Origin of the sequence: Stenotrophomonas maltophilia (assembly GCF_003970865.1) — a bacterium.
Lineage (GTDB): Bacteria > Pseudomonadota > Gammaproteobacteria > Xanthomonadales > Xanthomonadaceae > Stenotrophomonas > Stenotrophomonas maltophilia_AR.
Genome location: NZ_RXLZ01000005.1, coordinates 22147 through 45690, shown reverse-complemented (window position 1 = coordinate 45690; position 23544 = coordinate 22147). Strand labels below are relative to the sequence as shown.

The window sequence follows — 23544 nt, the reverse complement described above, 5'->3', positions numbered from 1 at the left end:
TGGCCTGGCGCTACTGGGGCTGCGGTCGTCAGGCGTGGCCCGGCGTTACTGGGGCTGAGGTCACCAGGTCGAAACCCGCCCCCCAGGTGACGGGGCCGCGAAACGTCGGATGCTGCGTTGCATCAAAAACGGACCGGATCCGGTTAGAATCGCGGCTGGATGGCGCAAGGCGTTGTTTCTTCACGCCCTTTCCCTGCCCCACGCGCATCCTGACCCCTTCCCCTCCGCCAACGATCCCGCCCCCATGAAGAAATTTGGCAAGGCCCTGCTCGCCCTGCTCGTGCTGCTGTTGCTGGCCGCCGCGCTGTTCCTGTACTGGCCGCTGACCCAGCGCTCGGTGCCCGCCGCCAGCAACGACAAGCCCGTCGATGTGGTGCTGGTCGGCGCCGGCATCATGAGCATCACCCTGGCCACCTACCTGCAGGAACTGCAGCCGGACTGGAACATCCAGGTCTACGAACGCCTCGACGGCGTCGCCGGTGAAAGCTCCGATGGCTGGAACAACGCCGGCACCGGCCATTCGGCCTTCGCCGAACTGAACTACACCCCGGAACTGCCCGATGGCAGCATCGAGACCAAGCGCGCGGTCGGCATCGCCGAATCGTTCGAGGTCTCGCGCCAGTTCTGGTCGCACCAGGTGAAGGAAGGCCGGCTGAGCCAGCCCAGCGACTTCATCAACCCGACCCCGCACATGAGCTTCGTCTGGGGCGATGACAACATCGCCTACCTGCATAAGCGCCAGCAGGCCCTGGTGAAGAATCCGCTGTTCTACGGCATGCAGTACTCCGAGGATCCGGCACAGATCAAGCAGTGGGCACCGCTGCTGATGGAAGGCCGTGACCCGAAGCAGAAGGTCGCCGCGACCTGGATGCCGCTGGGCACCGACGTCAACTTCGGTGTGATCACCCGCCAGCTGACCACCGGCCTGCAGCGCAGCCCGAACTTCAGCCTGCACCTCAACCACGAAGTGAGCGCGCTGCGGCAGAACGCCGACAAGAGCTGGAACGTGACGGTGAAGGACCTCAAGGCCGGCACCGAGTCCACCACCCACGCCCGCTTCGTGTTCATTGGCGCCGGTGGCGCCGCGCTGAAGCTGCTGCAGATGTCCGGCATTCCGGAATCGAAGGACTACGCCGGCTTCCCGGTTGGTGGCCAGTTCCTCGCCTTCCAGGGCCAGGACGTGACCTCGCGCCACGGCGTGAAGGCCTACGGCATGGCCGAGACCGGTTCGCCGCCGATGTCGGTGCCGCACCTGGATGCGCGCAAGCTGGACGGCAAGCCGGTGGTCCTGTTCGGGCCGTTCGCGCTGTACAGCACCAAGTTCCTCAAGCACGGCTCGTGGTGGGACCTGTACTCGTCGGTGAACCACAACAACGTCGGCCCGATGCTGGAAGTGGGCAAGGACAACCTGGACCTGGTGCAGTACCTGATGGGCCAGGCGCGCCTGAACGATGCCGACCGCCAGGCCGAGCTGGTCAAGTACTTCCCCAATGCCAAGCCGGGTGACTGGAAGCTGGTCACCGCCGGCCAGCGCGTGCAGATCATCAAGCGTGATCCGCTGAAGGGCCCGGTGCTGCAGTTCGGTACCGAGATCGTGACCGACAAGGACCACACCATCGCCGCCCTGCTCGGCGCTTCGCCGGGTGCGTCGACCTCGCCGCCGATCATGCTGGACCTGATGGCCAAGGCCTTCCCGGACCAGATGAAGGCCGGCTGGGAAACCCGCCTGCGCGAGATCGTCCCGTCGTACGGGCGCAAGCTCAACGACAGTGCAGCGCTGGTCAACGAGATCCGCTCGCTGACCAGCCAGACACTGCGCCTGCCGTATCTGGAGGTGCCGGTGGACGCCAATGCGACGGCCCCGGCGCCGGCAGCGGTTCCGGCGCCAGCCAAGGAAAAGCGCAACGCCAACGAGGAACTGCAGGCGCTGTAAGCCTGCGCGTTCCTTGCGATGCAGACGGACGGCCACCTTCGGGTGGCCGTTCGCGTTTGGGCTGCTCCCTGCTGTGGCGCCGAGCGTGGGCTCGGCGCCACAGAAGAAGGCGATGCCCGGTGCCGGAATGTCGATGCACAATGACGCGAATTGTAATGTTGTTAAGAATTATTTACATTTGCGTCCTGCGCAGTGACCGCGCCGCTCCCAGATGGACCTGCTGTGCCCGAAGCCGCCGCCCCGGGTGCTGGACGACTGTTGCCGCCCTTCCCCGCTTCCGAGCCTCGAGCCCACCATGTCCCTGCCCCCTCGTAACCGCCTGCCCCGCCGTGCGCTGCTGCCGGCTGCCCTGCTTTCGTCGTTGACCCTGCTGGCCGCGCCCAGCGCGTTCGCCGCCGCCGATGGCGCTGCCGACGCCAAAACCCTGGACCGTGTGAGCGTGCGTGCCGAGCAGTCGGCGCCACCGGCCAGTACCACGCGCCTGCCGATCACCCTGCAGGAAACCCCGCAGTCGGCCACCGCGATCAGCCTCAAGCGCCTGCAGGACGAATCACTGTTCAGCATCAACGATGTGATGCGCAACGTCACCGGCGTCAGCGTGTCCTTCTATGACACCCAGCGCCCGCTGTACTACGCGCGTGGCTTTGCCATCACCGACTTCCAGGTCGATGGCATTCCCACCTACAGCGGCTCCACCAACCAGGAATACGACACCGCCTTCTACGACCGTATCGAAGTGATCCGCGGCGCCAACGGCCTGCTCAGCGGCGCCGGCGTGCCCTCGGCCACGGTCAACCTGCTGCGCAAGCGCCCGGGCAAGGAATTCGATGCGTCGTTCGCGGTCAGCGCCGGCAGCTGGGATTACCGCCGGATGGAAGCCGACGTGACCGCGCCGCTGACCGCCGACGGCCGCTTCCGCAGCCGCGTGGTCGCCGCCTACACCGATCGTGGCCTGTATTACGACCGCTACGACGAGAACAAGATGGCCGGCATGGCGGTGCTGGAAGGCGACGTCACCGACAGCACCACGATCACCCTCGGTTACCAGAGCCAGGACAACAACCCCACCGGCTCGACCTGGGGCACCGTGCCGTTCTTCGACAACCAGGGCAATTTCGCGCACCTGCCGCGTTCGACCAACCTGTCGCCGAAGTGGAGCTATTGGAAGCGCGAGAGCAACACCGCCTTCGCCAACCTGGAACAGCGTTTCGGCGACAACTGGCTGTTGAAGATCAATACCGCCTACACCCGCGGCAACGTGCAGAACGTGCGCCTGTACGGCACCGGCAACCCGGACCCGGTGACCGGCTCGGGCATCTACCTGCGTGCCGCCGCCGGTGATTCGAAAGACACCCGGCGCAACGTCGATGCCTACCTGACCGGTAGTTTCGATCTGTTCGGCCGTGACCACGACGTGACCCTCGGTGCACAGTGGTCGGACCTGGAAGGCACCACCAACACCCTGGCGCTGAACTTCCCGAACGACTGGGCGCGCTGCGGCAGCGAGCGCTGCTACTACATTCCCAATGTCCGCAGCTGGAACGGCGACATCTCCGAGGTGACCTACCGGCGTACCGGCGCGCGCCGCGTGGCCAAGACCACGCAGAGTGGCGTCTATCTGGCCACCCGCCTGCGCCTGGCCGATCCGCTGTCGCTGATTGCCGGCGCACGCCTGAGCCGCTGGGAAACCCTCAGCCGCTCGTACAACGCCGCAGGCGCCTACACCGGCACCAGCGGTGCGTACAAGGTGAGCGATGAAGTCACTCCCTACGTAGGCCTGGTCTACGACATCACCCCGAACGTGTCGGCCTATGCCAGCTATACCGAGATCTTCAACCCGCAGAACTTCAAGGACCGCAACGAGAACCTGCTGGCACCGGTGCAGGGTTCGAACCTGGAAGCGGGCATCAAGACCCAGTGGCTGGACGGCCGCCTCACCGCCAACGCCGCCGTGTTCGAGGCCAAGCAGGACAACTACGCCGTGCGCGACATGGGCGTGCCGGAAGGTTCGCTGAGCGATGGCACCTCCGCCTACATCGGCGTCAACGGCACCAAGGCTCGCGGCTGGGAGATGGACGTCAACGGCGAGATCCTGCCGGGCTGGACGGTCAATGCCGGCTACACCCACGTCAAGGTCACCCGCGCGGCTACCGACCTGCTGTACGCCAACCCGCCGAAGGACCTGTTGCAGCTCAATACCCAGCTGCAGCTGCGCGGTGCGCTGGAACGCCTGAGCGTTGGCGGTGGCGTGCAGTGGCAGAGCAAGGTGCAGGGCTACAACATCGCCTACCCGCTGGGCGGCACGGTGACGGTGAACCAGCCGGCCTACATGCTGGTGCAGTTCAACGCCAACTACCGCATCAGCGAAAGCTGGACCGCAACGCTGAGCGTGCGCAACGCCCTGGACAAGACCTACTGGGCGAATCTGGACTACAACAACTACGGCGAACCGCGCTTCGTGTCGGCCAGCCTGCGCTGGAAGTTCTGAGCAACTGGAAACGGTAGAGCCGGCCGCTGGCCGGTTCCATCACCCTGCATCGCGTGGAGCCGGCCAGCGGCCGGCACTACCCGGATCGATGCGGGTCACTCTGCGTTGCAACCTGAATGGGCCCGCCTCCGCGCGGGCCCTTCTTTTTGCTGCAGTGCGGGTTGCATGCCCGTCTGTAATTATGCCGTAATTACATCAACACCAATCGGAAGCCGGTCGATGAACCCGAGCTGGGATACGTTGGAACGCAGCCGCCAGGCCCGCCTGGAACGTGCCGCGCCGTGGGCCCGGGGACGCGAGGTCGCCGCCGGCGACGTGGGCGAGCTGCTGCATGCACTGCTGGAGCCAGGCGACAAGGTCTGCCTGGAGGGCAACAACCAGAAGCAGGCCGATTTCCTCGCCCAGGCCCTGGCCGACCTTGACCCGGCCCGCGTGCACGACCTGCATATGGTGCAGTCGGTGCTGTCGCTGCCGTCGCACCTGGATGTTTTCGAGCGTGGTATCGCTTCGAAACTGGACTTCTCGTTCTCCGGCCCGCAGTCGGTGCGGTTGGCCAACCTGGTGGCTGAAGGGCGCATCCAGATCGGTGCCATCCACACCTACCTGGAACTGTTCGGCCGCTACTTCATCGACCTGACCCCGCGCGTGGCCCTGGTCGCCGCGCAGGCCGCAGATCGGCACGGCAACCTGTACACCGGGCCGAACACCGAAGACACGCCGGTGATCGTCGAAGCCACCGCCTTCGGTGGCGGCATCGTCATCGCCCAGGTCAACGAGATCGTCGACACCCTCCCCCGCGTCGACATTCCCGCTGACTGGGTCAACTTCGTGGTGCAGGCGCCGAAGCCGAACCATATCGAACCGCTGTTCACCCGCGACCCGGCACAGATCTCCGAGATCCAGGTGTTGATGGCGATGATGGCCATCAAGGGCATCTACGCCGAGTACGGCGTCAACCGCCTCAACCATGGCATCGGCTTCGATACGGCGGCCATCGAACTGCTGCTCCCCACCTATGCCGAATCGCTCGGTCTGAAGGGAAAAATCTGCCAGCACTGGGCCTTGAACCCACACCCGGCACTGATTCCGGCGATCGAATCGGGCTTCGTCAGATCGGTGCATTCGTTCGGTTCGGAACTGGGCATGGAGAAGTACATCGCCGCCCGAGGCGATGTGTTCTTCACCGGCGCCGATGGCTCGATGCGCTCCAACCGCGCGTTCTCGCAGACCGCCGGCCTGTATGCCTGTGACATGTTCATCGGCTCCACCCTGCAGATCGACCTGCAGGGCAACAGTTCCACTGCCACCCGTGACCGCATCGCCGGCTTCGGTGGTGCACCCAACATGGGCTCGGATGCGCGCGGTCGTCGCCACGCCAGCGATGCCTGGATCAAGGCCGGGCAGCAGGCCGCACGCCCCGGCGAAATGCCGCGCGGGCGCAAGCTGGTGGTGCAGATGGTGGAAACCTTCCGCGAACACATGGCGCCGGCCTTCGTCGATCGCCTCGATGCCTGGGACCTGGCCGAGCGCGCGGACATGCCGCTGCCGCCGGTGATGATCTACGGCGACGACGTCAGCCATGTGCTGACCGAGGAAGGCATCGCCAACCTGCTGCTTTGCCGCACCCCTGAGGAGCGCGAACAGGCGATCCGTGGCGTGGCCGGCTATACCGCCGTGGGCATGGGGCGCGACCGCGCGATGGTGGAGAACCTGCGCGACCGCGGCGTGATCCGCCGTCCCGATGACCTCGGCATCTCCGTACGCGATGCCAGCCGTGACCTGCTGGCGGCGCGTTCGGTGAAGGACCTGGTGCGCTGGTCCGGCGGCCTGTACGACCCGCCCAAGCGCTTCCGCAACTGGTAAGGGGCTGAGCATGGAAACCCTCGACTATCGATTCGAAGGACACACTGCGGTGCAGTTCCCGCGCGATGCGGTGCTGGTCGGCGTGCTGGCCTCGGGCAACCTGGAAATCCTGCTGGAGCCGGCCGCACTGGACGGTGCAATGACGGTGCGCATCATCACCGCCGCGAAGGGCTTCGGCAGCGTGTGGCAAGCAGTGATCAGCGACTTCGCACAGCGTCATCCGCTGCGCGATGTACGCATCTCGATCAACGATGCCGGTGCGACCCCGGCGGTAGTCAGCCTGCGCCTGGACCAGGCCGTGGAAACCCTGCTTGCTGGAGATCCACGATGAACCGGACGCAGCGCCACAGTTACTACGAAGCCGATGCGCGCGAGCGTATCGCCAGCCTGGTCGATGCCGGTTCGTTCCGTGAATTCCTCGGCCCGGCGCGGCGGATGATGAGCCCGCACCTGGCACAGCTCGACCAGCCCGCGGCGTTCGACGACGGCATCGTTGTCGGCGAAGCCACGCTGCAGGGCAAGCGCGTGCTGCTGGCCGCACAGCAGGGTGAATTCATGGGCGGCGGCGTGGGCGAAGTGCACGGCGCCAAACTGACCGGGCTGCTGCGCCGCGCAGCCGAAACACATCCCCAAGGCGTGCTGCTGCTGCTGGATACCGGCGGCGTGCGCCTGCACGAAGCCAATGCAGGGCTCATCGCCATTTCCGAGATCATGCGCGCCACCCTGGACGCGCGTGCAGCCGGCGTGCCGGTGATCGCGCTGATCGGCAGCGGCAACGGCGCCTTCGGCGGCATGGGCATCGTCGCCCGCTGCTGCAGCACGGTCATCATGTCCGAAGAGGGGCGCCTGTCGCTGTCCGGCCCGGAAGTGATCGAGACCGTGCGCGGCGTGGAAGAGTTCGACTCCCGCGATCGCGCGCTGGTCTGGCGCGTAACGGGAGGCAAGCACCGCTACCTGATCGACCAGGCACAGGTGCTGGTGCCCGATGCCATCGAGGCCTTCGCGCAAGCGGCCAGCAACGCGCTGCAGCCCGATACCAGCAGCACCGATGCAGACACTGCACTGGCCGCGCTGCAGGAACGCCATGCGGCGCTGAAGGCGCGCGTGCAGGCCTGGGGCGATTGCCGGGATGGCCTGGAGATCTGGGCCCGTCAGGGCATCACAGCCCCCGAGCGACTACCGCTGCTCGACACCGATGAGTTCCTCATCGCCACCGCCGACCGGAGCCTGCCATGAGCATGCCGCTGCAGACCCTGCTCGATGCCCTGTTCCCGCATGGGCATGCCATTGCGGTGAACGATTCGGTGCTGACCGGCAGCGCTGCCACCGAGGATGGCGAGGTGACCGTGATCGGTACCGCCGACAAACTCGAAGTCGGCGTGGACCACGCACTGGCACTGGCCGAAACCGTGCTTGCCAGCACCGGCGCACATCCACAGCGGCCGATCGTGATGCTGGTGGATACCGCTGGCCAGCGCCTGGCGCGGCGCGACGAACTGTTGGGCATCAATGGCTACTTTGCGCATCTCGCGCAGACGCTCGATCTGGCACGCCGCCGTGGTGCGCGCCTGATCACCCTGGTCTACGGCGAATCCGTCAGTGGCGGCTTCCTCTCATTCGGCCTGATGGCCGACCACATCCACGCCCTGCCCGATGCGCAGGTGCGGGTGATGGACCTGCGCGCAATGGCACGGGTGACCAAGCAACCGCTGGAGAAACTGCAGGCGCTGAGCCAGAGCTCGCCGGTATTCGCACCGGGCGTCGCCAACTACGTGGCGATGGGTGCAGTGGACTCGTTGTGGGAGGGCGATCTTTCCCAGCACCTGCTGCAGGCCCTGCGCACGCCCGCCGAAGGCGACCTGCGTGCCGCACGCGGCGCACAGCGCGGCGGTCGTGCCCTGGCGGCAGGGGTTTCGACTGCGGTGGCCCACGGCGATGCCTGAGCGGCCCGCCCGCCACACGCTGGCCTGGCTGTCAGCCGATGCCGACTGGCGGGCTGACGTGACTGCACACGAACCGCGCCTGGCAGCATGGTTCGCGCAGGGCCTGCCGGCCATGGTGGCACGCTGTGCGGCGGACGACCCCGACCCGCGGCTGCGCCTGGGGGTGCCGCTACCGCCGGGCGAAGGCAAGCAACGGCTGGCGCTGCGCGTGGCCCTGCAGGACATCCAGCACCTGCAGGCTCCTCCTGCCCTGGTTGAGATTCTCGTCGGCGGCGTTCCGGCGGATTGGCAGGCGGCACTGCAGGCAATGCTGCGGCTTGCACCGGCCCGCGTGTTCGGCGCCTTCGCCTGGCAGTACCTCAGCGGCCTGCCCTATGTGCACGCACGCTCGGACATCGACCTGCTGTGGCAGGTGGGCGACGCGCGCCAGGCCGACCTGCTGGTCGAGCGCCTGCAGCACTGGGAAAGCGCCTACGGGCATCGCGTCGATGGCGAACTGTGCCTGGTGGATGGTGGCGCGGTGAACTGGCGCGAATACGCCGGACGCAGCCGCGAGGTACTGGTCAAGCGCCTCGATGGTGCCGCACTGGAACTACGTGATGCGTTGTTCGCCTCCACCGGGGTGAGCGCGTGAACGCTGTCGTGCAGCGCGTCTCACGGTCCACATCGGCGGTGGACAGCGCGCATCTGGGGCGCCTCGCCATCGCCAGCCTGCACGCCGAACTGGCCCTTGCACCCAAGCCAGGGTTGGTCACCCCCTTCGACAGCGGCAGCCACCACGACATGGATGCCCGCACCTTCCTGCGCAGCCTGTTCGCGCTGCGCCACTACTTCATCGCCGTGGCCGACGCCGGTGCCAGCGCGGCGCCGTTCCAGACGTTGCGCCGACATGGCATCGCCGCTGAGATATCGATGCTGCACGCCACTGCGGGCATCAACACCCATCGCGGTGCGATCTTCAGCCTTGGCCTGCTGGTGGCGGCTTCCGCTGCCTGTCGGGGCCGCGCGGGCGGTGCCATCGCAGCCGAGCAGGTCTGCCAGGAAGTGCGCCGCTGGGCTGCCGAGCTCGCCGGCGCACCTCTGGATGCGAACAGCCCTGGCCAGCGCGCGCGCGCACGGTACGGCGTGCAGGGTGTGCGCGAACAAGCGGCCGCCGGCTACCCGCTGCTGCGCGAGGTGGCACTGCCTACCCTGCGCCACGCACTGGCCAGCGACCTGCCACACGAGGCCGCGATGTGCCAGACCCTGATGCAGCTGATCGCGTGCGTGGATGACCTCAACCTGCTGCACCGTGGCGGCGCCGACGGCCTGCGCTGGGCCCAGCAACAGGCGCGAGGCTTCCTCGATGCCGGCGGCGCCTTCGTGCCCGGCTGGCAGGCAGGCCTGCACAGCATCGGTGATGGATTCGTCGCACGCCGGCTGAGCCCCGGCGGCAGTGCCGACCTGCTGGCCTGTGCCTGGTTCCTGCTGCAGCAGGAGGTCGCATGAGTCTTGCTCTACTCTGCCCCGGCCAAGGTGCGCAGCATGCGGCCATGTTCGACCGCGTGCGCGATCTTCCGGCCGCACGCCACACCCTTGATGTGGCCGGCACGGTGCTCGGCCGCGATGTATTTTCCGCCGCTGCGGCCGACGACCGTTTCGACAATGCGCTGGCGCAACCGCTGCTGTGCGCGGCCAGCCTGGCGCAGTGGCAAGGGCTGCGCGACAGCCTGCCAACGCCGACGCTGATCGCGGGCTACAGCATCGGCGAGTTGGCCGCGCATGCCATCGCCGGCAGCTTCGATGCCACCACCTGCCTCGCGCTGGCCGCGCAGCGCGCGCAGTTGATGGACAGCGCCAGCCCCGCCGATGCAGGCCTGCAGGCGGTGCTTGGCCTGGAACGCCATGTCCTGCAGCCGCTGTGTGATCTGCACGGTGCGCACGTGGCCATCGCCAACGGGCAGGACCATTTCATCGTGGGTGGCACGCACGCCTCATTGCAGCGGCTGGCCGATGCAGCGCAGGCGCAGGGTGCGGACATCCGTCTGCTGCCGGTGCACGTGCCTGCACACACACCGTTGCTGGCAGCGGCGGTCGCACCGTTCGCTGCCGCACTCGATGCCTCGCCACTGCAGGCCCCACGCTTGCCGCTGCTGGCCGGCATCGATGCGCGACCGGTGCGGGACCGCGCAACGGCAGTCAACACGCTGTCGTTGCAACTGGCGCAGACCATCGAGTGGGCGCAGGTGATGCGCCAGGCCTTCGAGCGCGGCGCGCGGGTGTTCCTGCAGCTGGGCCCGGGCAACGCGCTGGCGCGCATGGTGGCGCCGGCCTATCCGTGCTGCGAGGTGCGCGCGGTGGAGGAGTTCCAGAGCCTTGAAGGCGCGGCGGCATGGGTCCGCAGCGCGCTGGAGCGGCTGCAGTAACGGGTTCGAGCAGTACGTATCACGCAACACGCATTACGTCGCCTTACCCCGGGATGGCGGGTCTCCATCCGCGCTGTACGTGAGTCACGTGTCTGGGAGGGCGCATGAGTCCACAAATCGCAACGATCATCGGTCTGGTGATCATGTTCATCGTCGCCACGGCAATGCCGATCAACATGGGCGCCGTCGCCTTCGCGCTGGCCTTCATCATCGGCGGGCTGTGGGTCGACATGGGTGGCAAGGAGGTCCTGGCCGGCTTTCCCGGCGATCTGTTCCTGACCCTGGTCGGCATCACCTACCTGTTCGCCATCGCGCAGAAGAACGGCACCATCGACCTACTGGTGCATTGGGCAGTGAAAGCGGTGCGTGGCCATATCGTGGCCATTCCATGGGTAATGTTCGTGATCACCGCGGTCCTCACCGCGTTCGGTGCGCTGGGCCCGGCGGCGGTCGCGATCATCGGTCCGGTCGCTCTGCGCTTTGCCAAGCAGTACAACATCAATCCACTGATGATGGGCCTGCTGGTCATCCATGGCGCGCAGGCCGGTGGCTTCTCGCCCATCAGCGTGTACGGCAGCATCACCAATGGCGTGGTGCAGAAAGCCGGGCTGGAAGTGACCGAGATGGCGGTGTTCCTGACCAGCCTGGGCTTCAACTTCATGATGGCGACGATCTGCTTCTTCGCCTTCGGTGGCATCGCCCTGCTGCGTCGCGGCTCAATCACCGCAGCAGGAACGATCGGCAATGCGGAGCTGGCAATGGCCGGTGGCCCGCAGGCGTCGTCGCGGCAGTTCGCGATCGAAGGCCATGGCGCACTGGTCTCGGCGGGCGGTGGCACGCTCTCCAACGATCCGGTTGCGCTGGACGCGGTGGGCCTGACCCGCGAGCGCCTGTTCACCCTGATCGGCCTGCTCGGCCTGGGCGTGGCCGCGCTGATCTACAACCTCAATGTCGGCCTGGTATCGATCACCGTGGCTGTCGCGCTGGCACTGCTGTCGCCACAAAGCCAGAAGGGCGCGGTCGATGGCATCAGCTGGTCCACCGTGCTGCTGATCTGCGGCGTGGTGACCTACATCGGCGTACTGGAACATGCCGGCGCGGTGGACTTCATCGGCCACGGCGTCTCCAGCATCGGTATCCCGCTGCTCGGTGCGCTGCTGGTCTGCTATGTCGGCGGCATCGTCTCCGCATTCGCCTCGTCGGCCGCGGTGCTGGGCGCCACGATTCCGCTGGCGGTACCGTTCCTGATGCAGGGTCACCTCAGCGCCGCCGGCGTGATCTGCGCGCTGGCGGTGTCTTCCACCATCGTCGATGTCAGCCCGTTCTCCACCAATGGCGCACTGGTGGTGGCCTCGGCCGCGAAGGAAGAACGCGAGACCCTGTTCCGCCGCTTCCTGGTCTACAGCGGCCTGGTGGTGGCGCTTGGGCCGCTGCTGGCCTGGCTGGTATTCGTGGTGCCAGGCTGGATGTAACCACCCAACGGTAGTGCCGGCCGCTGCTCGGCAATCCCATGAAGCCATCCAGCGATCATGGGTTGCCGGCCAGCGGCCGGCACTACCTGGCGGTACACTTCCTCCATGGCCATTGCCCCAGCCCCGCGGTCACCGAAGAAGCGCGCACCTCTGTACGAAGAGGTGGCCGAACACGTGCGCGAGCGCATCTACGACTACCGCCTGCCGCCAGGTGAGTGGATCGACGAGCCCGCGCTGTGCGAGGAACTGGGCATCAGCCGTACGCCGCTGCGCGAGGCGCTGAAGCTGCTGGCCGCCGAAGGCCTGGTGCAGATCGATGCCGGCCGTGGCAGCAGGGTCACCCGACTGACGCTGGAAGACCTCAACCAGCTGTTCCCGGTGATGGCGATGCTGGAAGGCCGCTGCGCGCACGAGGCGGTCAGGCACATCGACGATGCCGGCGTGCAGCAGCTGGAAGACCTGCATGCGGCAATGGAAACGGCGGCCGCCGACGGCAACATCGCCGAGTACTACCGCAACAACTACCTGATCCACGAAACCGTGCAGCATTACGCCGGCAACCCGTGGCTGATCCGCATCACCCACGACCTGCACCGCATCCTGAAGATGCATCGCGGCCGCCAGCTGCTGACCCCGGGCCGCACCGCGCAATCACTGGCTGAACATCGCGAGTTGATGGAGTGCTTCCGCCGCCGCGACGCGCAGGCTGCTGAACGCACCATGGAGCGCCATCTGCTGAGCCAGGGCCAGGCCCTGGCCGCCTATGTGGCGGCGGGCGGGCTGTTGAACGTACCGGCGCCGTTGCCGACCGAAGGCGGCGGTTGAGCGGATGAGGTTGCCGGCCAGCGGCCGGCACTACCAGGACGTGACCTTGGCCGGCATCCCGGAACATCTCGTCAATCGCCACCGCCGCAGCTGCCGCCGTCACCCCCACCACCATCACTGCTGCAGTCGGAGCTGCTGTGGTTGTGCTGGCTGTAGTTGTCGCCGGAATACCCGCCGGAGTAATCGTAGGCGCCGCCGAGACCGTTGTCCCCCCGGCTGCCCGAGCCATCGGCCGTGGCCACCGCCATGCACAGGATGGCGCCGACCAGCGGCAGCAGCCAGATCAGCAGCAACTGCACCGTCCGGCCGCCCGCCGACAGGCCATCACGCCTGACGATCACCATGGTAGCCACCACGTTCAGGCCCAGCACCAGCAGGACCAGCAGAAGGGCAACGATCAGCATTCGGCGACTCCGTGCCTGGACTGGGGGCATTATGGCCTGCCACCCCGGCAATGGCCCTGCCTGTCATGAAGATGGGACAATGTAGGGCGCGCCGGCCTGCTTCCGGGCCACCGGCGCCCCCCGCACCACACGGAAGAAGAAGAACAACAACATGCTGAAAGTCATTTTCGATACCGACCCGGGCGTCGACGACGCCCTGGCCCTGCTGTACCTGCACAAGCACGCCCAGATCGACCTGATCGGCGTCACCACCACCTTCGGCAATGCCTCGGTGGAGTCGACCACGCACAACGCGCTGTACCTGAAGCAGGCCTGGGGCTTTGCCGCCCCGGTCGCGCGCGGCGCCGCTGGCCCGCTGCAGCCGGAAGCCACCCCGGAAGCCTGGCCGGTGCACATCCATGGCCACAACGGCCTGGGCAATCACCCGGTGCCGGCCAGTCTGGACGTGGCTGCTGATGCCCGCCCGGCCCATCAGCTGATCATCGACCTGGTCCGCGCCCATCCGGGCGAGGTGACTCTGGTCGCGGTCGGCCGCATGACCAACCTGGCCCTGGCCCTGCAACAGGCCCCGGACATCGCCGGCCTGGTGCGCGGCGTGGTGATCATGGGCGGCGCCTTCCACGTCAACGGCAACATCACCCCGGCCGCCGAGGCCAACATCTGGGGCGATGCCGAAGCGGCCGACGTGGTGTTCACCGCCAACTGGCCGGTTACCGCGATCGGCCTGGACGTGACCACCCGCGTGGAAATGGACCGTGACGGCCTGGACAAGCTGGCCGCCATCGGCGGTGCCGATGCCGAGCTGGTGCGTGCGCTGTCGCAGGATTACGTGGACTTCTACCTGCAGGCCGGCCACAAGGGCATGGTCGTGCATGACTGCTGCGCCTGCATCGCGCTGACCCGCCCGGAACTGTTCCAGTTCGAGCGCGCCAGCGTGCGCGTGGCCACCGACGGCGTTGCCCGCGGCATGACCATTCCCAAGCCGGAAGGCCTGGCGTTCGGCCCCAGCGTGTGGGACGGCCACGTGGTGCAGTCGATTGCCATCGGCGTGGATGCTGCCGCGGTACTGGCCGACATCGAGCAGACCCTGAAGGTCTGACCCGCTAGCGCTTGGCCCTGCCCGGGACCGTCTCGGGCAGGGTCCACAGCACCGGCAACACCAGCACTGCCACCAGCGCGATCATCGCACCTGGCGCTGCCGCCCAGCCGCTGCGTTCCACCCACCATTGCGCCAGCCAGGGCGTTGCACCGCCGAATACTGCAGTGGCCATGGTCACACCCAGTGCCAGCCCGCTGACCCGGCCTTCGCCGGGGAACTGCTCGGCCGTGGCCGGCGCTGCCACCGCGCTCACGCCACCGGCCACGCAGGCCAGCAGCACCGCAGCCAGCGCGATGCCCAGCGCTGTCGCCTGCGCCATCCACGCAAACAAGGACAGCGGCAGCAGCGCTGCCAGCACGGTCAGGCCCAACAGCACCGGCCGTCGTCCGACGCGGTCGGACAATGCGCCGCACAGTGGCGTGATCGCGATGACCGCCACTGCCGCAATCGTCGACAGCCACAGCGCATCGCCCTCATCGTGGCCCCGCGCATGCAGGAATGCGGGCACATAGGTGATGCCGACGTAGTAAGTAATCGAGCCCAGCGCAGAGATCGCGAACGTGCGCGCCACCGCCAGCGGATGGTTGCGCAGGACATGGCGAAGCGGCGTGGCCGGAATGCTGCCCTCACGGCGCTGACGCTCGAACTCCGGCGACTCTTGCATGCCCGAGCGCGCAACCAGGATCACCAGTGCCAGCGCGGCACCGAAGAAGAACGGGATGCGCCAGCCCCAGCTGTCCAGCTGCGCGGGCGCGAGCAGCGCCACGGTAACCGCGGAGATCGCCACCGCCAGCAGTGCGCCCACTTCGCTGGCGGCCGAGGCCAGCGAGGTCACCAGGCCACGTCGCCGCGCCGGTGCGCTTTCCAGCAGGTACGCCACCACGCCGGTGTATTCGCCGCCCACCGAAAACGCCATCACGCAACGCAGTACCAGCAGCAGCACCCCCGCCGTGGTGCCTGCCGTGGCCGCTGTCGGCAGCAGCGCAGTGGCCAGCATCGCCGCTGCCATCAACGCCATCGAGGCGAGCAACATCCAGCGCCGGCCCAGGCGGTCGCCCATATGACCAAAGCACAGCGCGCCCAGCGGGCGCATCAGGTAGGACACCGCAAAGCCGGCCAGGGTGACCAGCAGCGCCTGCTCGCCACCGCCGAAGAACACCCGCGACAACACCGTGGCGAAGTACAGGTACAGGGTGAAGTCGTACCACTCCACTACCGTGGACAGGCCCGCCACCCACATCGAGCGCTGCCGCGCCACCGTCATTGCGTGTTCGCCTTCAACAGCCTCGATCCCGATTGCACAGGTTCGGGGCAGGATGTCATGGCCGGGGTGAAATACGGGTCATCGGCTATCCGTCGCCTGCATGTACTGGGTTTCATGGCCGGTGAAACGCTCGCCGTCAAAGCCGAAGCAGAAGCGCCCCTCCTCGAACACGCGGTAGACCAGCAACGCACCATCAAGGCAGAACTGCGGCTGGTCCACGCCCGTTTCCAGTGTCCCGTAGCCGGTGGCCTCTCCGCCCTTCCCCGCCGGGCCGGTGAAGGCATCGATCGGCAATGGCGTGGCGCGTCCCGTGCGGGTATCGACCAGCACCAGCGTGCGCTGGAAGTACTCCGGACGATCGTCGACCTGTACCAGCAGGTAGTGCTGGTTGAAGTTGGGCTCCTGGTGCTGGAGCGCATCTTCGATGGCGGCCCGGTGCGGCGCATCGCAGAAGTCGACCGGGCTGTAGCGGTAGCTGCAACCGTCGTGGTCGTAGGGCAGGTTCATGCCCGAGTAGCTGACGCCTGCCTGGCTGCCCAGATCGTCTCCCGGTTCCGGCGTGCTGCACAGCAGCCACGCGCGCTGCGCATCCTCGGGATCGGCCATCAGCTTCGGCTCACGGCCCGCTTCGTACGCCGCACCACCCGGGAATTCCTGACCGAAACGCTGGCGGACGATGGGACGTGCCTTCTCCAGCGGCAGGCCGATCCTGGCCCCACGGAACGAGACGAAGGTCATCGTCGGCAGGATCACCTCCTCCACCGGCAGTCCCTTCCACTGCCCCTGCACGCAGAACGTGGCGATCTCGTTCTCCTCATCCTCCTTGCAGGGCTGTGGCGCATTCGCGGCCAACCAGGGGTGGGCCGGATGCCCGGTCTGCTGATCGATGTACCAGCCGTCCAGCGCGCAGGTCGGCAAGGCATCGAGCAGCGGAGAGAGGTCTGTTGCGGTCGCCGGGGCCGCAAGTGGCGTGTCCGCAGCGGGCGCGTCGGCCGGCACATCCGTTGTGCGTTGGCATGCCGCCAGCGCGAGTAGGCCGACCAGCAGCGCGACATGGCGTGGGCCTCCGATTGGATGAGGCATCCCCTGCATTGTGTGCTCCCTGATTCCGCATCGACCCTGCAGATGATCGCCGATCCGGAGCCCGCGGCGGGAAGGACACGGCCTCCACGCATGGCGTGGCGCTACCGGGACTGCAATCTTCGTTGGCGATAGGCGGCGTAGGCATCGAGGATCTTCTGCATCCGGGCCTGCTGCCTCACACCCATCGGTGCCCGTTGCACACGCTTCAGCAGCGTCTTCCACATGTATCCAGAACGGAAGAAGTACGGGCGCACCTCAAGAAAGGTCAGCACGACATCCACCGTATCTGGATCGTGCTCGGCAAGTTGCCTCAGCGCGTTGGCATAGCCACCCGGGAAAGCAAGCTGTTCATAGCGCTGGTTGTATTCAGCGCAGGCTGCCGCATGCCGCTGCATTTCCTCCGGGCCACGCCAGCGCGCACTGGCGGTATCGCGGATGGCCTGGCGCAGCCGGTTGATCTCGTCCGCATTGGCTCGGATCAGGCGCTCCATCGGGGCGCGGGGATGGGACATGGTTCCTTCCATGTGGTTTGTCAGGGGTCAGATCCCTTTCCTCAGGGAAAGGGATCTGACCCCGCCTAAGGTCACGGCGCGCGGCGCAGGGTCACCAGGGTGATCTCCGACGGCACGCCGATGCGCGCCGGGAAACCGGCCCAGAGGCCCGCACCGTTGCTCACGTACAGGGTCATGCCGTCCACTTCGTAACGACCGGAGACATAGCCACCGTTGGCCCGCTTCACCAACTGGTCCATGCCGATGATCTGCCCGCCGTGGGTATGCCCAGACAACTGCAGCTTCACACCGCGCGCCGCCGCCTCGCGCGCATTGCGCGGGCGATGGTCAAGCAGGATCACTGGCGCGGACGGATCGGCCCCGGCCAGCGCGGCGTCCAGATCCGGCAGCGGCAGGCCGTAGCGTGCGGCCACCGGGTCGGTGACACCAGCGATGGTCAGCGCCGCATCGCCGCGCCGCACCTGCAGATGGCTGTTCTCCAGCACCTGCATGTGCAGCGCGCGGAACGCCTGCATCCACGCCTGGTACTGCGCGTAGTACTCGTGGTTGCCGGTGATGGCGATGACACCGTCCGGTGCATGCAGGTCAGCCAACGGGCGTGCGTCCTCGCGACGCGCCTCGACGCTACCGTCGATCAGGTCGCCGGTGATCACGATCAGGTCCGGCGTCAGTGCGTTGCTCTCATCCACGACCTTGCGCACCCAATCGCCGGTCAGCAGGCGGCTGGCATGGATGTCGGTCAGCTGCAGCACGCGATAGCCGTCGAACGCAGCGGGCAGCCCGGCGATGCTCACCTCGATCTGCCGGGGCTTGGGTACCGCCATGCCCTGGCTGATGCCGTAGCCACTGACCAACAACGCAAGCAGCGCCGCCGCCGGGCGCAGCAGCGGCGTACGCAGCGCCGAAACAGCACGGGGTCTGCACAGCGGGCGGGAGGCGAGCAGGCCCACGTCCAGCGCCAGCATCAGCAGCGCCAACAGCAACACCGCCGTGGAGCCGGCGGCCAGCGTGGCGATGGCCAGCTTCGGGATCTCCGGCGAGGCCATCGTGCCCCAGAACATGGCGACGATGCGCAGCTGCACGGCCACGCCCACCAGCAGCAGCGACAGCGCGATCTTCAGCCAGATGGGCATGCGCAGTGGCCAGAACAGGCGCCAGGCCACATACAGGCCCATCAACAAACCGATCGTACTCAGCACTGCAACCATCCGGGAAGGAAAGCGGGCCCGCCATGGTGACGGTTGTGGGAGGCGTTGTGTAGAGCCGAGCCCATGCTCGGCTGCTCAGGAAGCCGTCGAGCAAGGCTCGACGCTACAGAACCCCAATCGCGCATGGCTCAACGCTACGGATGCCCCAGGCGCTCCACCCGCAGGCGGGCGATGCGACGCTTCTCCATCGCCAGTACGGTGATGCGTACGTCCGCCATCTCCACCGCGTCACCGATGTCCGGCAGGCGCCCCAGACGCTCCAGCACCAGGCCGGAGATGGTCATGTAGTCGGCACTGCGCGGCAGCGATACGCCGGCCAGGCGCTGCAGGTCGTCCAGAGTCAGCGCACCGTCGGCCTCCCACTGGTCCTCGCCCTGCGCGACCACGCCATAGCGCTCGTCCTGGGTATCGACCAGGTCACCGGCAATGGCCGCCAGCAGGTCGTTGGCGGTCACCAGGCCTTCCACGCTGCCGTACTCGTCCACCGCCACCGCCAACGGCACCGGGTGCTGGCGGATCAGTTCCAGCGCCTGCAGCGCGCTGGCGCTGGACAGCACGTACTGCGGCTCGCGCAGGTTGCCCTCCAGCTGCAGCGGCCTGCCCTGCAGCAGGTCGGCCAGCAGGTCGCGGCTCTGTACCACGCCACGCAGGCTGTCCAGATCACCGTCGCCCACCAGCAGGCGGGTATGCGGCGACGCCACCAAGCGTGCCACCACATCCTCCTGCCCACGTGCCAGGTCGATCCACTGCACGTCGGCACGCACCGTCATCACGCTCGACACCGGCCGATCAGCCAGGCCCAGCACGCTGCGGATCATCTCGTGCTCGGCCGGTTGCAACCGCTCTTCGGCATCGACGTGTTCGTCAGCGCTTTCGTCGTCGTGACCATTGGCCGGGCGCGCGCCCAGCATGCGCAGCACGGCGTCGGCGGTGCGCTGGCGGAACGGCTGGCGGCGCTCGTTGCGCTCACGGTTGAAGCGCACCCACTGGTTGAACGCCTCGACCAGGATCGAGAAGGCGATCGCCGCGTACAGGTAACCCTTCGGGATCTTGTAGCCCAGGCCCTCGGCCACCAGGCTGAAGCCGATCATCAACAGGAAGCCCAGGCACAGCACCACCACCGTGGGATGCTTGTTGACGAAGCGGGTCAGCGGCTTGCTGGCCACCAGCATCAGCACCATCGCGATGGTCACCGCGGCATACATCACGCCCAGGTTGTCGACCATGCCGACCGCGGTGATCACCGAGTCCAGCGAGAACACCGCGTCGAGCACCACGATCTGTGCCACCACCATTGCGAAGCTGGCATAGACCTTCTTGCCATCCTCGTGGTGCTCGCGGCCTTCCAGCCGTTCGTGCAGCTCCATGGTGCCCTTGAACAGCAGGAACAGGCCGCCGCCCAGCAGGATCAGGTCACGCCCGGAGAAGCTGTGGTCGAACAGCGTCAGCAGCGGCTCGGTCAGTTTCATGATCCATGCCAGCGCGGCCAGGAGCACCAGCCGCATCAGCAGGGCCAGCGCCAGGCCGATCACCCGCGCGCGGTCACGCTGGTGCGGCGGCAGTTTGTCGGCAAGGATCGCGATGAACACCAGGTTGTCGATGCCGAGAACGATCTCCAGCACGACCAGGGTTGCAAGGCCCATCCATATCGAGGGGTCAGCCAACCATTCCATTTCAGGTCCGTTTCGTCAGTAGGTAAGGGAAAAGGGAAAGCACTCAGTCAGCGTCCTGCGCCTGCGTCGGGTCATGCCCGAGCAGATCACCGGGCGTGCACTGCAGCTCACGGCAGATCGCATCGAGTGTGGAAAAGCGGATGGCGCGCGCCTTGCCGGTTTTCAGGATCGACAGGTTGGCCAGGGTGATGTCGATGCGCCCGGCCAGCTCGGACAGGGTCATGCCCCGTTCCTGCAGCATGCGGTCCAGGGTGATGACAATCGCCATCAGATGACACCATCGAGGTCATCGCGCATCGCCGCACCCACGGCAAACACGCGTGCCAGCACGAACAGCATCAGCACCGCGACCAGGCCGGTGATCGACATGCCGCCGCCCACCTCCATCCAGGTGAAGTCCGGCCCCATCCAGGCGGCGTAGGCGCCGATCAGGATCGACAGCACCTCCATCGACAGCATCAGCCAGGCCATGCGCTGCAGGCGCTGTGCATTGGCGTGGGTGAACGGTCGCTCGCGCGCCGCCGACGTCAACAGCCGCAGCAGGTGGCGCAGGAACATCAGGCACAGCACCAGCAGCGCGACGATCGCGCCCAGGCCCAGGCAGAAATGCAGGAACAGGTCGCTGCCATGCACGGCAGCGGCATCAGCGTCGTGGACGCTGTCGAGCAGCCAGCTGCGGTCGTGGGCGACCAGCGGAACGGCCAGCAGCGCCGCCAGGATGCCCAGCCAGCACATCGCCCGCACCGCCTGTACGGCGGCCAGGGCCAGGGTGAACAAGCCTCGCGCGGGTCTGGCGCGGGCGGGACGAGCGGTCAAGCGGCCTCCGGCATTGGGGTGGCCTCGCCGCCCCGGGGTTGATTTATCGATAAACGATATACCACATGCCACGTGAAAGGCTGAATCGCGAGCATGGCCCCTGTCAGGGTCCAGGCGCGCCCTGCTCCAGCATCGCTTCGCCCGGGGCCGCCGAGGCCATCGCCTGTACCCCGGCTTCGGCCGCCTGCCGGGTGACCAGGCGGAATCGCACCTGCAGCTTGCCCTGCCCCGGCGTGGCCCAGCCGTACTGGATGGCCACCTGGTCGGCCGACAGTGGCCCACGCCCTGGCAGCGACCGCACCTGCAACGGCTTCGGTGCGGCCTGCACCAACCGGGCGAATCCCTTCTGCACGACCGCCGCGTCGGCCTTTTCGGCGTAGACCGTGCACGTGCCATCGTCAGCCCAGCTCACCGCATAGCGGCCACTGGCCAGAGGCACCATCCAGGCCACGCCCGATTGCCCCTGCAACAGCGTGGCGGCTTCGGCCGGCTGCAGCGGCGACAGCCCATTGGATTCCATCAGCGACTGCAACCGCGCCGGGGCCCCGATGTGCTGCATGCAGGCGGTGTCGAACAGCTCGCTGAAGGGATCCTGCGCCGGGGCCTTGGCCTTGGGCGTACGCGCGGGTTGCGCCACCGCCAGGGTGGGCAGCAGGACCAAAGCCAGCCAGAACGCAGGACGCATCGGGATTCCACGCTACGAAAACAGCAGGGAGGATGGCAAAGCCCGGGCGCGCCGCGCAATGGGTCAGGGCTTGACAGCCGCCACCGACGGGAGGAATATCAATTAACGAATTAGTTAATTAGCTCTCCATGGACCGTATCTTCGAAGCCCTCGCCTCCACCGCCCGCCGGCAGATCCTGGCCTATCTCAGCGCCGGCGAGTTGAGTGCGGGCGAACTGGCCGAACGCTTCGACTTCAGCAAGCCGGCGCTGTCCAGCCACCTGCGCATCCTCGAGGAAGCCGGCCTGATCGAACGCGAGAAGCGCGGTCAGTTCGTGTACTTCCGGCAGGTGCCCGACCGTTTGGCCAACACGTTGTTCTCGTGGGCGGCCGAAGTCTGTCCGGTCGGCGGTCCGCTCAAGCGCGAAGCACGCGCGCGCCGCAAGTCCCCTGCCCGCTGATCCACCCTGCCAAGGAGCATGACGATGCCCGGTTCGACCCGCCACCGCCGTTCGTTCCCATGGGTTCAGCTCCCAGCCCAGGAGGGCAGCAGCCCGACCGAAGTCACCTTGATCGCGCAGCTCGGCATCGGCGCCGGTGATGCGCTGGTGACCGACGCCAGCCAGCGCCAGCGCCACCACCCGGCCTTCATCGATGCGCTGGACGAGCCTTCGGCGCGACTGGGCGGCATGCATCTGCAACAAGGGGATGCCTCCTCGTTGTACAGCTTCACCGTCGGTGCCAGTGGCCACCCGTTTCATCGCCATGCAGGCCCGCGCATGTTCACCGCCATCGCCGGCAGTGCGGGGGCCGAGCTGCGCTTCGCCACCGCCTCCGACGCGCAGCTGGCAGAAGATCCCGGTGCCTTCGCGCGCACGCTTCGGCGCATCCGCATCCCACCGGACTGCCTGTTTACCGTGCGCTTCGGCGGTGGCACCTGGCATCAGTTCGCATCGAACCATCGCGCACATCCAGCGCTGTTCGCGCTGTCCTGCCACAGCAATGAACTGGCCGGCGCAATGAGCGAGCAGGCCCGTGCACAGGTGCAGCGCAATGCCGCCGATATCCCCAGCCTGACCGAGGTACTGCCCGATGCGCACTGGCCATCGGCCACCACACTCGCGGCAGCGCCGCTGCTGCAACTGTCCCTGCAGGCAGCGCCGCCCAGCCTGAGTGCTCGGCTGTGCGCGCGTACCCGTGCCCTGCTCGGTCCGCTGCGTCGGATTCCACTACGGCCGCTGCGCGGGTTCGTCGAACGCGCCACACCGGCCTATCCCGTCCATTCAGGGGCCGTCGCCACGCACGGACTGCTGCCTGCGGCCCTGCCGCACAGCCACTACCAGGACCAGACCACGCTGCGCCTGGACAGCGCGCAGGTCGCGCATCACTCCGCGTCGGCGCTGCTGGCCGATGTACTGGAAGGCTTCCTGCGCAATCCCCCCACCGGCGTAGGCCACCTGATGGCGCTGCGTAACCGCCTCGTGGCGCCGTTGCGGCTGCGTACGTCACCGCTCGGCTGCCCGGTATCGTCACTGCTGTCGACCGACCGCAGCCGGTTGTTCGCCGGCCGCTATCCAGTGCTGGATTCGCACGTCGATGCAGAAGATGACTGTGCCGAAGTGCTGCTCGGCGCCGACGATCGCCATCTGCGTTTCCGCAGCAGCGTGAGGGTCCAGCGCTGTGCCGATGGCCAGTTCGAGATCAGCCTCGGCTCACGGGTGCAGACCTGCAATGCGTTCGGCCGCATCTACATGGCGCTGATCGATGCCGCACACCGGCACTACGTGGCACCGGCGCTGCTGCGGCGCGCTGTCGAGCATGCATTGGCGCCGGATCTGGCCACCGTTGACGCGTGGATGATGCCCCCGGTACACCGGTGATGCCGGCCAGCG

General features: G+C 67.2%; 23 protein-coding genes. 14 read left to right on the top strand and 9 right to left on the bottom strand.

All coding sequences use genetic code 11. The features are described from left to right. Positions 1–244: 244 nt before the first annotated feature. The 11 genes from mqo (at position 245) to EKL94_RS02710 (ending at position 12929) form a co-directional block, all read left to right on the top strand. The gene (gene mqo, locus EKL94_RS02760; protein ID WP_126927887.1) at positions 245–1933 is read left to right on the top strand and encodes a malate dehydrogenase (quinone); all 1689 of its coding nucleotides are present in this window, start codon (positions 245–247) and stop codon (positions 1931–1933) included. 295 nt (positions 1934–2228) lie between these two features. After that, complete coding sequence (locus EKL94_RS02755; RefSeq protein ID WP_126927886.1) at positions 2229–4421, top strand: TonB-dependent siderophore receptor; 2193 nt, start codon at positions 2229–2231, stop codon at positions 4419–4421. 219 nt (positions 4422–4640) lie between these two features. After that, the gene (gene mdcA / locus EKL94_RS02750) at positions 4641–6284 is read left to right on the top strand and encodes a malonate decarboxylase subunit alpha (protein ID WP_126927885.1); all 1644 of its coding nucleotides are present in this window, start codon (positions 4641–4643) and stop codon (positions 6282–6284) included. A gap of 10 nt (positions 6285–6294) precedes the next feature. After that, positions 6295–6615, top strand: a complete 321-nt coding sequence (gene mdcC / locus EKL94_RS02745; RefSeq protein WP_126927884.1) for a malonate decarboxylase acyl carrier protein — start codon at positions 6295–6297, stop codon at positions 6613–6615. Continuing rightward, entirely contained in the window at positions 6612–7520 is a 909-nt protein-coding gene (locus EKL94_RS02740) for a biotin-independent malonate decarboxylase subunit beta (RefSeq protein ID WP_126927883.1), read from the top strand. Before mdcC ends, EKL94_RS02740 begins: the two co-directional genes overlap by 4 nt. 2 nt (positions 7521–7522) lie before the next feature. Then, the gene (gene mdcE / locus EKL94_RS02735) at positions 7523–8227 is read left to right on the top strand and encodes a biotin-independent malonate decarboxylase subunit gamma (protein WP_099605575.1); all 705 of its coding nucleotides are present in this window, start codon (positions 7523–7525) and stop codon (positions 8225–8227) included. Beyond that, positions 8220–8861, top strand: coding sequence for a malonate decarboxylase holo-[acyl-carrier-protein] synthase (gene mdcG, locus EKL94_RS02730; protein WP_126927882.1), 642 nt, complete (start codon positions 8220–8222; stop codon positions 8859–8861). The genes mdcE and mdcG overlap by 8 nt, the downstream gene beginning before the upstream one ends. Beyond that, positions 8858–9715, top strand: coding sequence for a triphosphoribosyl-dephospho-CoA synthase MdcB (mdcB, locus tag EKL94_RS02725; RefSeq protein WP_185829980.1), 858 nt, complete (start codon positions 8858–8860; stop codon positions 9713–9715). The genes mdcG and mdcB overlap by 4 nt, the downstream gene beginning before the upstream one ends. Next, positions 9712–10632 carry a malonate decarboxylase subunit epsilon gene (gene mdcH, locus EKL94_RS02720; RefSeq protein ID WP_126927881.1) on the top strand — a complete coding sequence of 307 codons (921 nt, stop codon included), beginning with the start codon at positions 9712–9714 and terminating at the stop codon, positions 10630–10632. The genes mdcB and mdcH overlap by 4 nt, the downstream gene beginning before the upstream one ends. Positions 10633–10736: 104 nt before the next feature. Continuing rightward, positions 10737–12104 (top strand): SLC13 family permease, encoded by a 1368-nt coding sequence (locus tag EKL94_RS02715; RefSeq protein WP_126927880.1) that lies wholly within the window; start codon positions 10737–10739, stop codon positions 12102–12104. 105 nt (positions 12105–12209) lie between these two features. Further along, positions 12210–12929 carry a GntR family transcriptional regulator gene (locus EKL94_RS02710; RefSeq protein WP_126927879.1) on the top strand — a complete coding sequence of 240 codons (720 nt, stop codon included), beginning with the start codon at positions 12210–12212 and terminating at the stop codon, positions 12927–12929. A 71-nt stretch (positions 12930–13000) separates the two neighbouring features. On the opposite strand, the gene EKL94_RS02705 is transcribed toward EKL94_RS02710, so the two are convergent. Then, complete coding sequence (locus EKL94_RS02705) at positions 13001–13333, bottom strand: hypothetical protein (protein ID WP_126927878.1); 333 nt, start codon at positions 13331–13333, stop codon at positions 13001–13003. A gap of 151 nt (positions 13334–13484) precedes the next feature. Between EKL94_RS02705 and EKL94_RS02700 the strand changes: the two genes are divergently transcribed. Then, positions 13485–14432 carry a nucleoside hydrolase gene (locus EKL94_RS02700; RefSeq protein WP_126927877.1) on the top strand — a complete coding sequence of 316 codons (948 nt, stop codon included), beginning with the start codon at positions 13485–13487 and terminating at the stop codon, positions 14430–14432. A 4-nt stretch (positions 14433–14436) separates the two neighbouring features. Here EKL94_RS02700 and EKL94_RS02695 read toward each other — a convergent pair whose 3' ends face one another. From EKL94_RS02695 to EKL94_RS02660, 8 genes are all read right to left on the bottom strand, one after another. Further along, a complete protein-coding gene (locus tag EKL94_RS02695) occupies positions 14437–15696 on the bottom strand; it encodes an MFS transporter (RefSeq protein WP_126927876.1) in 1260 nt (419 codons plus the stop codon). 78 nt (positions 15697–15774) lie between these two features. Continuing rightward, the gene (locus tag EKL94_RS02690; RefSeq protein WP_126927875.1) at positions 15775–16788 is read right to left on the bottom strand and encodes a hypothetical protein; all 1014 of its coding nucleotides are present in this window, start codon (positions 16786–16788) and stop codon (positions 15775–15777) included. Positions 16789–16880: 92 nt separating this feature from the next. Continuing rightward, positions 16881–17291 (bottom strand): hypothetical protein, encoded by a 411-nt coding sequence (locus tag EKL94_RS02685; protein ID WP_126927874.1) that lies wholly within the window; start codon positions 17289–17291, stop codon positions 16881–16883. 71 nt (positions 17292–17362) lie between these two features. Continuing rightward, complete coding sequence (locus tag EKL94_RS02680; protein ID WP_126927873.1) at positions 17363–18499, bottom strand: metallophosphoesterase; 1137 nt, start codon at positions 18497–18499, stop codon at positions 17363–17365. A gap of 134 nt (positions 18500–18633) precedes the next feature. After that, a complete protein-coding gene (locus EKL94_RS02675) occupies positions 18634–20172 on the bottom strand; it encodes a TerC family protein (RefSeq protein WP_126927872.1) in 1539 nt (512 codons plus the stop codon). A 43-nt stretch (positions 20173–20215) separates the two neighbouring features. Then, positions 20216–20440: a helix-turn-helix domain-containing protein gene (locus EKL94_RS02670; RefSeq protein ID WP_010483459.1), complete on the bottom strand. Its 225-nt coding sequence runs from the start codon at positions 20438–20440 to the stop codon at positions 20216–20218. Continuing rightward, the gene (locus tag EKL94_RS02665) at positions 20440–20907 is read right to left on the bottom strand and encodes a DUF2975 domain-containing protein (protein ID WP_126927934.1); all 468 of its coding nucleotides are present in this window, start codon (positions 20905–20907) and stop codon (positions 20440–20442) included. Before EKL94_RS02665 ends, EKL94_RS02670 begins: the two co-directional genes overlap by 1 nt. 184 nt (positions 20908–21091) lie before the next feature. After that, positions 21092–21673 carry an NMCC_0638 family (lipo)protein gene (locus tag EKL94_RS02660; RefSeq protein WP_126927871.1) on the bottom strand — a complete coding sequence of 194 codons (582 nt, stop codon included), beginning with the start codon at positions 21671–21673 and terminating at the stop codon, positions 21092–21094. Between the two features lie 128 nt (positions 21674–21801). Here EKL94_RS02660 and EKL94_RS02655 point away from each other — a divergent pair, with 128 nt between their 5' ends. Together EKL94_RS02655 and EKL94_RS02650 are read left to right on the top strand one after the other, a co-directional pair. Beyond that, the gene (locus EKL94_RS02655) at positions 21802–22113 is read left to right on the top strand and encodes a metalloregulator ArsR/SmtB family transcription factor (protein ID WP_004147836.1); all 312 of its coding nucleotides are present in this window, start codon (positions 21802–21804) and stop codon (positions 22111–22113) included. A gap of 24 nt (positions 22114–22137) precedes the next feature. Beyond that, on the top strand, positions 22138–23532 hold the full coding sequence (locus tag EKL94_RS02650) for a DUF2867 domain-containing protein (protein WP_126927870.1): 1395 nt from the start codon (positions 22138–22140) through the stop codon (positions 23530–23532). The last annotated feature ends 12 nt before the right edge of the window (positions 23533–23544 follow it).